This window comes from Catenulispora sp. GP43 (assembly GCF_041260665.1).
Classification (GTDB): Bacteria; Actinomycetota; Actinomycetes; order Streptomycetales; family Catenulisporaceae; genus Catenulispora.
In genome coordinates this window covers 191747-207524 of record NZ_JBGCCT010000019.1, presented here as the reverse complement: position 1 = coordinate 207524, position 15778 = coordinate 191747, and the positions used below count along the sequence as shown (strand labels likewise).

At 69.4% G+C, this 15778-nt stretch carries 12 protein-coding genes; 7 read left to right on the top strand and 5 right to left on the bottom strand.

The genetic code is table 11. The features are described from left to right. The first annotated feature begins 35 nt into the window (after window positions 1-35). Window positions 36-497 (top strand): GNAT family N-acetyltransferase, encoded by a 462-nt coding sequence (locus ABH926_RS33265; RefSeq protein ID WP_370369888.1) that lies wholly within the window; start codon window positions 36-38, stop codon window positions 495-497. A 26-nt stretch (window positions 498-523) separates the two neighbouring features. Here ABH926_RS33265 and ABH926_RS33260 read toward each other — a convergent pair whose 3' ends face one another. Together ABH926_RS33260 and ABH926_RS33255 are read right to left on the bottom strand one after the other, a co-directional pair. Beyond that, entirely contained in the window at window positions 524-2887 is a 2364-nt protein-coding gene (locus ABH926_RS33260) for a family 20 glycosylhydrolase (RefSeq protein WP_370369887.1), read from the bottom strand. 121 nt (window positions 2888-3008) lie between these two features. Next, a complete protein-coding gene (locus ABH926_RS33255) occupies window positions 3009-3704 on the bottom strand; it encodes an alpha/beta fold hydrolase (protein WP_370369886.1) in 696 nt (231 codons plus the stop codon). Window positions 3705-3776: 72 nt separating this feature from the next. Between ABH926_RS33255 and uvrB the strand changes: the two genes are divergently transcribed. The 4 genes from uvrB (at window position 3777) to ABH926_RS33235 (ending at window position 8696) form a co-directional block, all read left to right on the top strand. Then, window positions 3777-5888, top strand: a complete 2112-nt coding sequence (gene uvrB, locus ABH926_RS33250; RefSeq protein ID WP_370369885.1) for an excinuclease ABC subunit UvrB — start codon at window positions 3777-3779, stop codon at window positions 5886-5888. A gap of 358 nt (window positions 5889-6246) precedes the next feature. Then, on the top strand, window positions 6247-6741 hold the full coding sequence (locus tag ABH926_RS33245) for a DUF6343 family protein (protein ID WP_370369884.1): 495 nt from the start codon (window positions 6247-6249) through the stop codon (window positions 6739-6741). After that, entirely contained in the window at window positions 6738-7610 is an 873-nt protein-coding gene (locus tag ABH926_RS33240) for a hypothetical protein (protein WP_370369883.1), read from the top strand. The genes ABH926_RS33245 and ABH926_RS33240 overlap by 4 nt, the downstream gene beginning before the upstream one ends. 54 nt (window positions 7611-7664) lie before the next feature. Continuing rightward, window positions 7665-8696: an LLM class F420-dependent oxidoreductase gene (locus tag ABH926_RS33235; RefSeq protein ID WP_370369882.1), complete on the top strand. Its 1032-nt coding sequence runs from the start codon at window positions 7665-7667 to the stop codon at window positions 8694-8696. Here ABH926_RS33235 and ABH926_RS33230 read toward each other — a convergent pair. The 3 genes from ABH926_RS33230 to ABH926_RS33220 form a co-directional block, all read right to left on the bottom strand. Next, entirely contained in the window at window positions 8593-11772 is a 3180-nt protein-coding gene (locus tag ABH926_RS33230) for an NACHT domain-containing NTPase (protein WP_370369881.1), read from the bottom strand. The genes ABH926_RS33235 and ABH926_RS33230 overlap by 104 nt on opposite strands. Before the next feature lie 70 nt (window positions 11773-11842). Further along, window positions 11843-12766 carry a proteasome assembly chaperone family protein gene (locus ABH926_RS33225; RefSeq protein ID WP_370369880.1) on the bottom strand — a complete coding sequence of 308 codons (924 nt, stop codon included), beginning with the start codon at window positions 12764-12766 and terminating at the stop codon, window positions 11843-11845. A 160-nt stretch (window positions 12767-12926) separates the two neighbouring features. Then, the gene (locus ABH926_RS33220; protein ID WP_370369879.1) at window positions 12927-13700 is read right to left on the bottom strand and encodes a sugar isomerase domain-containing protein; all 774 of its coding nucleotides are present in this window, start codon (window positions 13698-13700) and stop codon (window positions 12927-12929) included. A 297-nt stretch (window positions 13701-13997) separates the two neighbouring features. Here ABH926_RS33220 and ABH926_RS33215 point away from each other — a divergent pair, with 297 nt between their 5' ends. Further along, on the top strand, window positions 13998-15044 hold the full coding sequence (locus ABH926_RS33215; RefSeq protein WP_370369878.1) for a TerC family protein: 1047 nt from the start codon (window positions 13998-14000) through the stop codon (window positions 15042-15044). Window positions 15045-15140: 96 nt separating this feature from the next. Beyond that, on the top strand, window positions 15141-15689 hold the full coding sequence (locus ABH926_RS33210) for an MscL family protein (RefSeq protein WP_370369877.1): 549 nt from the start codon (window positions 15141-15143) through the stop codon (window positions 15687-15689). Window positions 15690-15778 lie beyond the last annotated feature (89 nt).

Genomic DNA, 15778 nt, shown 5'->3' with positions numbered 1-15778 from the left:
GAGAAAAACACAGCAGCTTCGGTAAGGTCTGGAGCATGGTTCCGGATGTGACACTGCGGTCGGCCCGACCCGACGAGGCCGAGCTGCTCACCGAGCTCGTCATGCGCTCGAAAGCCCATTGGGGCTATAGCGATGAGTTCATGGAACGCTGCCGGGCGGAGCTCACGATCCGCGCCGAGGAGATGGCTCCTTCGCGTATGACGGTCGCCGAGTCCCAGGGGCGCGTCGTGGCCGTCGCGACGCTGGAAGGGGAGCCACCGGAGGGCGAGCTCGGGAGTCTGTTCGTCGACCCGGACGTGATCGGCAAGGGTGTGGGGCGCCGGCTGCTCCAGCACATGCTCGACATGGCGCGCGGCATCGGGGCCCGCACCGTCGTTCTTGATGCGGACCCCAATGCCGAGCCGTTCTATGAGGCGATGGGTTTCGTACGCGTAGGAGTCGTGCCCTCAGGCTCGATTCCCGGGCGGACGCTGAACCGGTACGCCTTCGACCTCTGACGAGCGGTTAGTCGATCGACCAGTGGTTAGTTGATCGACCAGTGCTGCAAGGCGCTGTTGCTGTCGTTCTGCTGCGTCACCAGGGCGTTGTTCGCCGTCGAGGCCGTGGTCAGCAGCAGGCCGCTGTTCGCCGAGGCGATCGTGTACCCGCCGCCGGCCAGCGCCGTCACGGTCCAGTGCTGGTTCGTGTTCCCGGTGCACGTCCACTGGATCACCGCCGACCCGGCCGCCGTGGAGCTGCCGGTGACGTCCAGACACAGCCCGGACGCGCCGTTGGTGAGCTGGTAGGAGCCGTCGGCCTGCTCGGTGAAGGTCCACTGCTGGTTGCTGCCGCCGTGCAGGCCCCAGGTGATGAGCTGGGTGCCGGTCGCGGTGGAGCTGCCCGGGTCGTCCAGGGCCTGGCCGCCGGTGGCGACCGTGTGGGTGCCGCGGACCTGGCTGTTCGCGTCGTCGAAGGCCTCGAACTCCCACAGCGAGTAGCCGTACTGCGTGCCCCGTGCCGTGCCGTACATCCGAAGGTAGCGCCCGGAGGTGTTCGGGAACGTCAGCGTCTCGGTGCCGCCGGTGCCGTTGGTACGGGTGTAGACGGTGGTCCAGGTCGCACCGTCGTTCGACAGCTGGATCTGGTAGTTCTTGCCGTACGCGGTCTCCCAGGCCAGCACCACCCGGTTCACCGTCTGCACCGAGCCCAGGTCTACCTGCAGCCACGTGGGGTCGACGTACTGGCTGGACCAGCGGGTGCTCAGGTCGGCGTCGGTGGCGTCCGCGGCCGGGAAGTTCGGCGTCTCGATGCTGGAGGCCGTGGTCGGCTTGCCCTGCGCCAGGTCCCCGGGGATCGAGGGCTTCGGGTACAGCGGGTTGCGGCCGATGGCGTCCATGATCGGGACGAACGCGGCGTACGTGGACACGAGCTTGGGCGAGTTCCAGGTCATCTGCGCCAGGTCGCGCATCGGGTACTTGATGCCGTCGGCGGTCTGGTCCTCGGTCTCGGCCCCCGGGTTGTCACACCAGACGTGGATCAGGGAACCGAGGTTCGCGGCGTCGTTGTTGATCGTCGTCGAGCCGTCGAACAAGTCCGGGTTCCAGGACTCGTACATCCACGTCGTGTCCGGCTTGGCGCCGCCGTAGACGTAGTACGTCGGCGTGTAGGCCTCGTTGGCTATGGTGTGGCCGGCGTCGATGACCTGCTGCGGAGACAGGCCCGTGTTGCTCCAGTACTCCACGATGACGTCCTTGTCGACGGTGATCGTGCCGTCGCCGGACTTCAGTCCGTCGTTCCACATCCGCATGGTCTTACCACCGGCCCGGACGATCCCGTCGGCCCAGTTAACGAAGCCGTAGAAGGTGTCCTTCGCGGTGGCGTTGGCGCCGTAGTTCTGCTGGGCGTAGGTGAGCAGCTGCGGGTAGGAGCTGTAGTTGGTGACGTACTCGTCCGCGCCCAGGTGCCAGTACGGGCTGTTCGTGAACAACGGTTCGTACTCGGTGATCAGGTCACTGATCAGCTGCCGGGCTCCAGGGATGGTCAGGTCGATGTAGCTGGAGCTGGCGTTGCCCGAGCTGTCCTTGAGCCGGTAGTCGTGGCCGATGCCGAGCTCCGCGGACAGGATCGCGTCCATGTGCCCGGGCATGTCGATCTCCGGGACGACGGTCACGTGGTACTGCTTCGCCAGCCCGATGATGTTCGCGATGTCCTGCTTGGAGTAGTGCTGCGGCGAGGTGATCTCCGGATGGGTGTCGCTCTCCAGCCGGAAGCCGTAGGTGTCCGACAGATGCAGGTGCAGATAGTTCATCTTCAGATAGGACATCTCGCGGATCTGGTTCTCCACGAACGCCACGTCGAAGAACCGGCGCCCGGTGTCCAGCATCAGCCCGCGCTCGGACTTGTCCGGGGAGTCGGTCGCGGTGCCGGCCGCGATCGACGGGCCCTGGTGCAGCAGCTGCAGCACGGTCCTGGTGCCCCAGAACTCGCCGGTGGTGGTGCTGCCCTGGATGGCGATGCGGCTGCCGACGGTCATGGTGTAGCCCTCGGACGGCTGGCTGCCGCCGAGCGTCAGCGCGACGTCGCCGGGGCCGGCCGTGCCCTGCGCCACGCCGACGGTGCGGCCCTCCAGCGCCGACAGGTCGGCGGCGAAGGTGTTCGCGTCGCCTTGCAGCTGCGAGGCGTAGGCGGGATCGATGACGACGCGGCTGGCCGTGCTCCAGGTGAAGGAGCCGGAGCCGGCGGACCAGGTGCGCACGGCGGGGATGGTCTGCGGCGGGCCGGAGGCGGCGGCCGAGGTGGCCGTGGCCGCCGTGGCCGCCGCGTGCGCGGTGTGCGGCGTCGCGGCCAGGGTGACGGGGACGACGGCGGCTACAAGGGCAGCCGCCGGGAGAATACGGAGGGATCGCATGGACCTGCCCGGTTCACTAGAGGATCACTAGGGGGAGCGGTGCATGGTTTTGAGCGAAAGGTGCGTGGTGCTGCGTGGTCTAGACCGCTGGCGCGCGCTAGTGCGCAGTATTGAGCAGGGATCACTGGTTGGCAAGCGTCAGTACGAACTCTGACAGGAACTCGGCGACCGGCTCGGGCCTCGTGACGACGGCCAGGTGGTCGGCGGCCAGCCGGGCCGTGGACCAGCCGAGGGCCTCGGCACGGTCGGCCTGCTCCTGGTAGCCCTCGCTGAGCTGGAGATAGAGACACTGTGTCTCCGACGGCAACACAGTGTCCGGCATCGGCTCCTCGAAGTACGCCAGCGCGATCGGATAGAGCTCGGCCAGGAACGCTTCTCGTTGCTTCGCTTGAGGAATCAGCTCTGTTGTGACCTCCGGGGGGTACCACTGGTCCCACGGTGGGAGCACCCCCTCGACCGCCATCTCGGTCAGGGCTTCGCGGAAGTCCGGCGGGGAGGCGTCGAAGTCGCTCAGGCCGGGGCGGGGGAGCTGCGCGTCGACGAACGCGGCGCCGATCACGCGCCCGCCGAGGGTATCGGCGATGACCGGGAGGTAGGCACCAGCGCCGCTGTGGCCGACCAGGACGACCTCGTCGTAGTACGGCCGAGCTACCTGGTCGGCGATACGGCGCGCGTAGGGGCCGGGACCGGCGGCGATGCCGTGCAGGCTGGGGACGTCCACCTCGAACCGGTCCCGTAGGAGCTCGGCGACCGGCCGCCAGGTCGCCCGTCCTACCAACGGGCTGTGAACCATGAGCAGGAGTGGCTGTTGTGACATGAGGCGATTCTCCGCCAGCTGCCTCCTTCGACTTTCCCGCGCTTGTCAGAGCCGCCGCGTAGCCTTTGAACCATGCGCCCTCTGTCCGAACTCACCCGCACCGTCGCCCCGATCGAGGTCGTCAGCGACTACCAGCCCGCCGGCGACCAGCCCGCGGCCATCGCCGAGCTGGCCCGCCGGATCGAGGCCGGGGAGAAGGACGTGGTGCTGCTGGGTGCCACCGGCACCGGCAAGTCGGCCACCACCGCGTGGCTGATCGAGAAGGTCCAGCGCCCGACCCTGGTCATGGCGCCGAACAAGACGCTGGCCGCGCAGCTGGCCAACGAGTTCCGCGAGCTGCTGCCGAACAACGCGGTCGAGTACTTCGTCTCCTACTACGACTACTACCAGCCCGAGGCGTACGTCCCGCAGACCGACACCTACATCGAGAAGGACTCCTCGATCAACGAGGAGGTCGAGCGGCTGCGGCACTCCACCACCAACTCGCTGCTGACCCGGCGCGACGTGGTCGTGGTCTCCACCGTGTCCTGCATCTACGGCCTGGGCACGCCGGAGGAGTACCTGAAGAGCTCGGTGCAGCTGCGGGTCGGCGAGGAGCACGACCGGGACAAGATGCTGCGCCGCTTCGTGGACATGCAGTACGCGCGCAACGACGTGGCCTTCACCCGCGGCACGTTCCGGGTGCGCGGCGACACGGTCGAGATCTTCCCGGTCTACGAGGAGCACCCGGTCCGGATCGAGATGTTCGGCGACGAGGTCGAGCGCCTGATGACGCTGCACCCGGTCACCGGCGAGATCCTCACCGTCGACGAGGAGCTGCGGGTCTTCCCGGCCACGCACTACGTCGCGGGCTCGGACCGCATGGAGCGCGCGCTCGGCGGCATCGAGGCCGAACTCGCCGACCGGCTGGCCGAGCTGGAGCGGCAGGGCAAGCTGCTGGAGGCGCAGCGGCTGCGCATGCGCACCACCTACGACCTGGAGATGATGCGGCAGGTCGGGTTCACCTCCGGCATCGAGAACTACTCCCGGCACATCGACGGGCGCGAGGCCGGCTCCCCGCCGTCCACCCTGATCGACTTCTTCCCCGAGGACTTCCTGCTGGTCATCGACGAGTCGCACGTCACCGTCCCGCAGATCGGCGCGATGCACGAGGGCGACGCCTCCCGCAAGCGCACCCTGGTCGAGCACGGCTTCCGCCTCCCCTCGGCGATCGACAACCGGCCGCTGCGCTGGGAGGAGTTCGAGGAGCGCGTCGGGCAGACCGTGTACCTGTCGGCCACGCCGGGCCCCTACGAGCTGGCCAAGCAGGCCGACGAGCCGTCGAAGAACCCGGTGGAGCAGATCATCCGGCCCACCGGCCTGGTGGACCCGCAGGTGGTGCTCAAGCCGACGCACGGCCAGATCGACGACCTGGTCGCCGAGGTCCAGGCCCGCGCCGCGCGCAACGAGCGCTCCCTGGTCACGACGCTGACCAAGAAGATGTCCGAGGACCTGACCGACTACCTCCTGGAGCGCGGGGTGCGGACGCGCTACCTGCACTCGGAGGTGGACACGCTGCGGCGCGTGGAGCTGCTGCGCGAGCTGCGCATGGGCGAGTACGACGTCCTGGTCGGCATCAACCTGCTGCGCGAGGGCCTGGACCTGCCCGAGGTCTCGCTGGTGGCGATCCTCGACGCGGACAAGGAAGGCTTCCTGCGCAGCGGGCGCTCGCTGATCCAGACGATCGGCCGCGCGGCTCGTAACGTCTCTGGCGAGGTGCACATGTACGCCGACACGATCACCCCGTCGATGAAGCTGGCGATCGACGAGACCAACCGCCGCCGTGAGAAGCAGGTCGCCTACAACGTGGCCAACGGCGTCGACCCGCAGCCGCTGCGCAAGCGCATCGCCGACATCACCGACCTGCTGGCGCGCGAGGACGCCGACACCGCTGAGCTGCTCGGCGGCTCGGGACGGCAGCAGTCGCGCGGCAAGGCGCCGGTGCCGGGCGTGGCGTCGAAGGGCAGCGTGCGGACGCTGGACCTGGCCGGCAAGCCGGCCGAGGAGCTGATGGGCCTGATCGAGGACCTGTCCCAGCAGATGCACGCGGCCGCCGCGGAGCTCCAGTTCGAGCTCGCGGCGCGGTTCCGCGACGAGATCGGGGAGCTGAAGAAGGAGCTGCGGGCCATGCAGGCGGCGATGTAGCGGAGGCGGCAGGCAGGCTGGCGGCTGGCAGGCGGCACTCAGCCAGGTGGCGGGCCGAGCAGGCGGCTGACTGGCGGGTGCTGCTGGGCGCGGCGGCGGCAGGGTTGCTGCGGGCTTGCGGCGGCTACCGGCTGCGACGACCGCATGTCATGCGGCGGCGACTCGGCACAGTCAGGCTGGCAGTGGATCGGCCGGCGGGCATGGCTGTGGTCCCGGCGGGTACCGGGAGCCTCTAGATCGCCGGAACGTGCCTGAGCAGGCGCGGGACCTGGTCTCGCCCGCCGACTCCGCCCGCCGGTGATACCCCCGGGTCCCCAGCGGGCATCACTCTGGGAGAGAGAGGAGCGTGGCTACCGCGATGACCAGGTCCGATCCGCACCGCATCCGCAGCGGCGACGAGCCCATGCATGCGCGAAGCCCCCTGCGCATGCGGCTGACCATGGCGCTGATCGGTCTGGCCAGTGCGATCGGCGGGGTCGCCTTCTTCCTCAGCCAGCACGCCGTCGGCTTCGTGGTCTTCTGCGCGGTCGTCGGGCTGGTCGCGCTCGTCGATGCGATCGTGGTGGCGCGGCACATCCGGCAGGGGCCGCATTGGCAGCCCGGGCGCGACATCCCGCCCTACCGGCCGGTCGAGGAGCCCGGGGACGAGCCCGATGAGCGTCGGCCGCTGTCGCAGCACACGCGCGAGCACGTGTACCTCGCCATGATGGGCACGTGCCTGGTGCTGGTCGTCCTCGCCTGGACCGTCGTTCGCCTGTTCTCGCCGGGGCTGGCGATCGCGATGAGTGTGATCGCGGCGTTCATCCCGCCGTTCGCGGTGATGGTGGCGAACGCGCGGGGGCGGGATTGGTGAGCCTGGCGGCACTCGGGATGGACGGTGTCCCGGCGCTGGATCCGTTGAGCTATCCCGGCCGCCTCGTCGATGAACCCGAGCTGCTGTGCGGGGCGGGGTTGCTGCCGATGGTGCCTTCACGCGAGCCGATGGGGCGCTGGCGTGTGAACGACGGTGCCTCCGACGCCCAGACCCTGGACGAAGCGCTCGTCGCGCTGGACCTACCACCGGCCGGCGAGCGGCATCCGGTGATCGCGGTCGGCTCCAACGGCGCGCCCGGCCAGCTGCACCACAAGCTGAGCCGCCTCGGCCTGCCCGCCGTCGTCCCGATGACCCCTCTGCGCGTCTCGGGGCTCGGCGTCGGCGTCTCGGCCCACGTGGGGCTGAACGGGTACGTCGCCAACTCCCCGTTCCTCGATCCCGAATGCACCGCCGACGTCGTCCTGACGCTCCTCGACTCCGACCAGCTGCGTGCCGTCGACGACACCGAGCTGCCCCGCTACCGCAGAGTCCTGCTGCCGGCCGCCGACCTCCCGATGGTCCTGCCCTCCGGCGAGCACCTGGACGCCGCCTACCTGTACGTTAACGCGACCGGCGTGCTCGCCGGCTCCGACGGGACCCCGCTCCATCCCGGCCCCCAGGCCGCGCTGCTCGCCGAGCTGCTGGACAGGTCGCCGCGCCTGCGCGAGCTGTTCGACTCCCCGCAGGACTGGGTCACCAAGGCGCGGGCCGACGCGAATCTGCGTGCCGCGGCGAAGCGGATCTTCCACGACGAGGGCTGGGTCCTCCCACAGGACGCCTGGCACCACAGCCCGAGCGACGACCCTGGCACTACCTCGGTCTCCTACGCCGAACTCTCGCCCCTGGCGACCGGCCGCGACCACCCGTAGGCTGCACTCTGCCGTCCGCAACTGCAACGTGTTCTAGTCCGCCAAGGAGCCCTCATGACCACGGACCTCAAACTCGGCCTCCAGCTCGGCTACTGGGCCTCCAAGCCGCCCGAGTACGACTGGGTGGGCCTGGTGCGGTACGCGGAGGACCTCGGCTACGACTCGGTGTGGACCGCGGAGTCCTGGGGCTCGGACGTGTTCACGCCGCTGGCCTACCTGGCCGCCTCCACCAGCCGCATCCGCCTGGGCACCGGTATCGCGCAGATGGCGGCCCGCACGCCCACCGCCACCGCGATGCACGCCCTCACGCTGGACCACCTGTCCGGCGGCCGCGTGATCCTGGGCCTGGGCCTGAGCGGCCCGCAGGTCGTCGAGGGCTGGTACGGCCGGCCCTATCCCAAGCCGCTGGCGCGCACCCGCGAGTATGTCGAGGTGATCCGCAAGGTCCTGCGCCGCGAGACCGTCACCAACGACGGCGAGTACTACCCCCTGCCGTACCAGGGCCCGGACGCGATGGGCCTGGGCAAGCCGCTGCGCACCAACCTGCGTCCGCTGCGCAAGGACCTGCCGATCGTCCTGGGCGCCGAGGGCCCCAAGAACGTGGCCCTGACCGCCGAGATCGCCGACGGCTGGCTCCCGCTGTACTACGTCCCGGAGCGCCCCGAGGTCTACGCCGACCAGATCGCCGGCGCCAAGGACGGCTTCGAGATCACCGCCATGGTGCACCTCGCCTTCACCGGTGCGTCCGACGACGAGATCGAGCAGGCCCTGTGGCCCATCAAGGGCGCCCTGGCCTTCTACGTAGGCGGCATGGGCGCCAAGGGTGCGAACTTCCACAAGAACCTCATGGTCCGCATGGGTTACGAGGCCGAGGCCGACCGCATCCAGGAGCTGTTCCTGGCCGGCAAGCGCGAGGAGGCCGTGATGGCCGTCCCCAGCGCGTTCGCCGACGAGATCTCGCTGGTCGGGCCGGCCGAGCGGATCAAGGAACGGCTGGCGGCCTGGCGGGAGTCGCCGGTGACGACGCTGCTGGTGACGGCCCGGGAGCAGGAGACAGTGCGAGCGTTGGCGGAGTTGGTGCTGTAACCGGAGCTGGTGCTGTAGCCGGAGCCGCTTCAATAGCCCGGGTCGGTTCGGCGACCGGCAGGCTCGCGATCAGCAGGTTCTCCAGACGTTCGTGCAGACGGACGACCTGCGGGTCGCGGGCGGTGAAGACCGCGTCGCTGAGCAGCAGCGCCAGCAGCTCCTCCCGGGCGCCGGCGGTCAGCGAGTCCAACTCGACCGCGGTGGTGAACACGCTCAGCGCGAGTTTGTCGTAGAGCTCGGTCTCGTGCTTGAACTTGGCCTTCAGCCGGGGCAGCGACCGGGCCAGCTCGATGATCGCCTCGTCGGCCGGCTCGGGCAGGTACGGGGCGACGAACGCCGTGGTCAGCAGCGCGGTCGCGGTCACCAGGCGGCCGTCCTTGGTGTTGTACAGGGCGTTGCCGAGGGTCGGCAGCGCGTCGGCCACCGCCATCATGTTGTGCATCGCGACGTCCATGCGCCGGTCCATCAGGAAGTTCGCGCGCCGCGCCAGCTCGTCATGCGAGTGCGACTCCCACCGGCCGCCGTCGGGCCACGGCACGTCGGGGATGTTGTACGACCACTTCATGTCCGGCTTGGCGGCCGGTACGACGGCCGGCCCGACGCGCACGATGATGTCCCGGCCGTCCCCGTGCCACACGCGCTCGACCGCCAGCGCGTCGGCGAGCCCGTTCCAGCCCTCGCCCCGGACGCAGCTGCGCCACAGGTTCGACAGCCGGTGCCATTCGTACACCGCGCCGTTGCCCTTCTCCGGGAACAGCTCGCGCAGGCTGACCCGGTCGCGGGTCAGCGCCAGCAGCAGGAAGAGGTTCGCGTTCCAGCAGCTGGCCCGGGTGACCACCTCCGCGGCCACCGGCTGGTAGTCGGCGTAGGTGTGGTCGGTGCGCGCCATGAGGCTGCCGTGGAAGAGCTTGACGATGATGTCGGTCATCGCGCCGCGCATCGCCGGGGCGTGGTGGGCGATCAGCTCGCCGATGTACTCCACGATCGGTGCCCGCGCGGCCAGGCAGTCGAAGGACAGCAGCGCGTAGAGCATCGCGTCGTTGACCGCGCGGGACACCGCGTACGTCGAGGCCAGGTGCTGGGCGGCGAGCTCGGCGAGCAGCCGCACGACGAGCCGCGCGATGAGGTACTCGCTGAAGGTGGCGTGCAGGAACTCATAGGTCTGCAACTCCCCGCCGTCGCGGGTCGCCTGGACGTTGTGGATGAAGAAGAACCGGCCGACCATCTGCTGCCCGGCGCTGAGCGTCGAGCGGAAGGTGTTCTGGTTGCGTTCGGCCTCCCAGATGCCCAGCGCGCGCAGGTCCTCGGTGAGGCTGTCGGCGTCGATCCACTGCGCGCCGCGGTTGAACATCGAGAAGGCGACGATCGACAGCCGCAGCAGCTCCACCTCGATCCGGCGGTCCAGATCGGAGATGTCAGGGTCCTTCGTCAGCTCCCGGCGGGCGAAGTCCTTGAGCAGCTGCTCGTAGACCGCGCTCTGGCTCAGGCCGGGGGCGACGGCGGTCAGCGCGTTGTCGGTGGCGTCGTACAAGGCCAGCATCAGCAACAGCAGCGGCTGCTCGGCGAGCGTGCGGTAGCGCAGGATCGTGGGTGCGGACAGCGGCAGCATGGAGCGGTTCGCCAGCGTCGCGCTGTTCGCCCGGTTCCAGATGTCGATCCAGGCGACGATCTGCGCGTCGTCGAACGGCTCCAGCCGGATGATCGGCATGTCGCTGGGCAGCGTGGCGCGGCCGGCGACGGCGGTCCGGCTGGTGACGATCACCGCGACCGAGCGGCCCTGGTCCAGTTCGCGTTCCTGGAAGCGTTCGATCCGCTGCAGGAAGTCGGTCTGGGCCACCCCGGTGGCCTGCAGCAGCTCGTCGAAGCCGTCCAGGATCACCACCGGGGTCAGGGCCGGGTCGGCGGTGGCGAAGCGGGTCCACTGCACGTTCTCGCCGGTCTGCTCACGGATCGCCGACTCGATGTGGTCCTGCAGGTCCGCCTCGGCGTTCACGCGCCGCAGCTCGACCCGGATCGGCAGGAAGTGCTCGGCCGGCAGGCGCGCGGCCAGGATCCGGGTGAGGACCGACTTGCCGGAGCCGGGCTGGCCGAGGATCAGCAGCGGCGTGCTCAGCGCGTATTCGGACATCAGGTAGGTGCCCAGCAGGGCGGGCAGGTCGTGCCGCAGGTCGTGCCGGTCCCAGCTCAGGCTGGTGGGAAGCCGGCCGAAGGCCAGGCGGAAGCTGTGGTCGACGTACCCCTCGCCCAGGGAGGGCAGCGTCAGGTGGGAGTCCGGACCGCTGGTGAGCAGGATCGGCTTGGCCAGGCCGGCGCGGTAGGCGCGGGCCAGCGCTTCCTGTTGGTGTGCCGGGTATCCGGCGGTGAGCGGGGCCAGCAGCGTCTCCAGGCCGGCCAGGCCGGCGGCCAGCTGCTCGCGGCTCGCGGCGTGCGCCTGCAGGTTGACCCAGACGCCGAACTCCGGGCATTCGGCCGACAGGCGCCGCAGGTTCTCCTGGTAGCGCGCGGCGGCTTCGGCCGGCACCTGCTCCTTCAGCAGGGTGCTGAGACGGTCGTGCTCGGTCGCGGTGAGCTCGTCCCACAGGGCCAGGCCGGTGAGGAAACGCTGGGAGTCCGCGGCCATCTTCGCGAAGATCGCCACCGAGGTGTTGTCCCACAGCGGCGAGCCGTAGTTCTCCTTGCGGCACAGCTCCTGGAACAGGGCGCGCCATCCGGGATCCGGTTCGGAGCCGGCGGTCAGGGCGACTTCCTGGGAGGCGGAGAAACGCACCGTCGCGGCGTTGTGGAATTCGGCCATCGCCGCGCCGAAGGCGTCGAAGTACGCAGTTATCCGTATGATCTCGTGCGCCGCGTGGATGCGCTCGGTGCGGGTCAGCCGGTCCAGGCCGCGCAGCTTCTCGCCGAACTTGTCCAGCGCCTTCTCCAGCAGCCGCAGCGCCTGCTGGCGGGCTTCGAAGAGGTCGAACACCCCCGCGCCCAGCAACATCGCGGCGCTGGCCTCGTCTATCAGCTTGACCAGCTGGTTCTCGCCGCCGGCCAACACCTTGACCGCGTCCGTGTATCGCAAAGACCGCCGCATCCGACCATCATGTCGGCTACGGCGGTCTGTGATCCACCCGAGAATCAGAGCTCCAGGTGAATCAGGACTCTCACGCGCCCGGCGGCGGACCGTCCTGGTCGGCCAGGAAGCGCTCGAACTCCGCGGCCAGCTCGTCCGCGGTCGGCATGCGGCCGTCGTTGTCGGACAGCAGGTTCTTGCGGTCGGTGACGTTGAAGGCGTCGTACTGCCGCTCCAGGGCCCGCACCACGTCCTCGACCTCCGAGGACTCCTGCACCTGGCGCTCGATGTCCTCCGAGGCCCGGCGGGCCGCGTCGCGCAGTTCGACGTCGGGCAGGACCAGGCCGGTGGCCTCCGAGACCGCGCGTAGCAGGCGGATCGCAGCCTGCGGATACAGGGAGGAGGCCAGGTAGTGCGGGACGTGCACGGCGAAGCCGGCGGCGTCGTGGCCCCACTCGCCCAGCCGGTACTCCAGCAGCGAGGCCGCGGAGCTCGGGACCTGCAGGCGGTCCAGGACCGGCTGGTCGGTGGTGTCGACCAGCCCGGGGTTGGTGGCGTGGGCGGTGATGCCCAGGGGGCGGGTGTGGGGGATGCCCATCGGGATGCCGTGCATGCCGACCGTGATGCTCACGTCGAAGTGCTCGATCAGGCTGCGCACGGCCAGGGCGAACAGCTCCCACTCGCGGTCCGGCTCCAGACCGTCCAGCAGCAGGAACCGCTTGCCGGCGCCGTCGGTGAGCAGGTGCAGGTCCAGCGCCGGGTCCTCGTAGTGGTCGTAGTGGTCCTTGTCGAAGGTCATCGTGGGGCGCCGGCTGCGGTAGTCGATGAGCCGGTCCACGTCGAAGGACGCCACCAGGCGGTGGTCGAACTGGTCGAGCAGGTGCTCGCAGGCCAGCCGGCCGGCGCCGCCGGCGTCCATGAAGCCTTCCATCTGGTGCAGCAAGACCACGCCGGCCAGGCCCGGTGTGCCGGGCGCCAGCTCGTACAGAGCCTTCGGATCCTTGCGCGCGACCACTTGAAGCACCTCATCCGTCTTGTCGTGGCTGTCCGGCGGTTCACGTCCAGCCTAACCATCAGCGGCGAACGAGTGGTGATCTATTCCTGCCGCCGCGACGGAGTCTGCGGGCGTGCCGGGGCTTTCCCCGGGCGACCTGCGGGCGTCCTGCCGGCGTCCTTCAGGACGCCGAACGGCGGATCCGCCCGGCGAATCTCGCCTCGAGCACGTCGTTGTGGGCGTCGCCGCCGATGGAGTTCGCCGACAGGTACACCGGCGGCTCGACACCGCGCTCGGCCAGCAGCCGCACCGCCTCGGCGACGGTCATCTGGGCCAGCACCGCGTTGCCGACCGAGGAGATCCCGCACACGTTCGCGCCCAGGGAGGGCAGCGGCAGCACCGAGTCGCCGTAGGGGGCGCCGTTGTCCAGCACCACGTCCGCGAAATCCTTCAGGCGCTTGCCGGAGGAGTGCCGCGAGGTGATGCGCGCGGTGTGCTCCAAGGAGGTGATGGCGATCAGCTTGTGGCCCTGCGCCACCACGTGCTCGGCCAGGTCCACGATCACGCCGTTGCCGCCGGAGTTGGACGCGATCACGAACACGTCCTGCGGCTCCACCGGCGCCAGCTCGTAGATCCGCTTCGCCAGCCCCTCCCGGCGCTCGATCTTGGGATCGTTGAGGAAGTCCACCGGCTCGCCGCCGAACAGGATCAGGTCGCGCAGCGCCAGCTTGTTGCTCGGCACGAACCCGCCGGCCCGGCCGGCCAGCTCCATCGCCAGCGCCTCCGAATGCCCGGTCCCGAAGGCCTGCAGCACGCCCTCGGCCGCGATCGACTCCGCGATCAGCGCGCCGGCGGCCAGGACCGCGTCGGTCTGGGTTTTCTCGATGTGCTCCAGCACCCGGCGCACCTCGGCGAGGTATCCGGTCGGCGACAGCTCCGGCGGCAGGGACTCCATGGGCTTCTCCCTCGGTGCGGTTCGGTCTGGCGCATGTGGTCTAAACCACAAAGATCCGGCTCCATCAAAGCAGATCCGCGCTCCTGTGGACGAGGGTTTGCGCGAACGCCTGTCTTCCTGGGACGATTGATCCATCGAAGGGGAGTACTCCTCAATCGGACGGGTCGTCATCACGGAGCCTCACCGCTCCCGGCCCTCCGGCCTGACCAGCGGTTTCAGCGGTTTCAGGTGGAGAAGACTTTCGGCGCCTGTGCATGCCCTTGGGGTATGCCATGACAACGCCGGAGGAGTCCCGCAATGCACGTCAGCCTGACCGTCTGGATCGCCACCATCGCCGTGCTGGCCGTGGCCGTCGGGCTGGACCTGTGGCACGGCATCCGGAACCCGCACGCGATCAGGACCCGCGAGGCCGCGGTCTGGGTCGCCGGGATCGTCGCGGCCAGCATCCTGTTCGGCGTCGGCCTCTCGTACTTCGGCGGGCACCGCTCCGGCAGTGAGTTCTTCGCGGGCTGGATCACCGAGTACAGCCTCAGCGTCGACAACCTGTTCGTCTTCGTCATCATCCTGACCAAGCTGCGGGTCCCGCGCGCCTACCAGTCCCAGGTGCTGCTGTGGGGCGTGGTGATGGCGCTGATCCTGCGCGGGTTCTTCATCGGGATCGGCAGCGCGGTGATCAACCAGTTCAGCTGGATCTTCTACGTCTTCGGCGCGTTCCTGGTCTACACCGCGGTCAAGCTGGCCACCGGGCACGGCGACGAGGAGTTCAAGGAGAACCGGCTGCTGCGCCGGGTGCGCAAGGCGGTGAAGACCACCGACGACTACGACGGCGCGCGGCTGGTCACCCACGTCGGCGGGCACCGGCGCTTCACCCCGATGCTGATCGTCATGGTCGCCATCGGCTCGACCGACCTGCTGTTCGCCCTGGACTCGATCCCGGCGATCTTCGGGCTCACCAAGGAGCCGTACATCGTCTTCACCGCCAACGTTTTCGCGCTGCTGGGCCTGCGGCAGCTGTACTTCCTGCTCGGCGCCTTGATGGACCGGCTGGTGCACCTGTCCTACGGCCTGTCAGTGATCCTGGGCTTCATCGGCGTGAAGATGCTCTTCGAGGCGCTGCACGGCTCCGGGGTCGAGCACATCGGCCCGGTCACCGTGCCCACCATCGGCATCGCCGCCTCGCTCGGCGTGATCGTCGGGGTGCTGGCGATCACCACGGTGACCAGCTTGTGGAGCACCCGGCGCGGGCAGGCCGGCAAGGCTGTCGAGGGGCAGGCGGACAAGCCGGCCGAGGAGCCGGCAGACAAGCCGGCCGGGGAGCAGTCCTCGCGCCAGCCGCAGGGCTGAAAACCCTTACCCGGGCTCACTTCTCTCGGGCCGACCGGATGTGGGATGCTGCCGCGCGCACATCTCGTCAGCATCCTGTCGGACCCAGGGGGGTCAATGAACGGCTTCGTGAAGTTCGTCGTGCGCGGCAACGTCGTCGGGCTGGCCGTCGGCGTCGTCATCGGCGCCGCCTTCGCCGCGATGGTGACCGCGTTCACCGGCGCGTTCCTCACACCGCTGATCGGCTGGGCGACCGGCGGCATCGGCGACTACAGCAAGAAGGTCTTCACCCTCGGCAAGACGACGTTCCCCTACGGGACGTTCATCAACGCCGGCATCAGCTTCCTGCTCACCGCCGCGACCCTGTACTTCCTCATCGTGCTGCCGGTGAACAAGCTCACCGAGGAGCTGAACCCGCACCACGACCTGTCCCACGCCAAGCGCGCCTGCCCGGAGTGCCTGCAGCAGATCCCCGCGCGGGCCCGCCGGTGCAGCTTCTGCACCTCGCAGGTTAACCCGATCCTCGACGAGGACTCCACCGACCTCACCGACGACGCCCCCGGCGAGATCCCGTTGCACACCGCGCTGCCGGAGATGAAGCTGCCCGAGCCGGTCGTGGCGGTCGAGGCCAAGCCCGTGGCCGCCGCCGGTGCCGCGGACGCCTGAGGGCGACCGAGGACGACTGAAGACGACTGAGGACACTGAGAGCGCTTTGAGAGCAACCAAGCGCGCTTGAGAGCGCCGCATTGCCCATG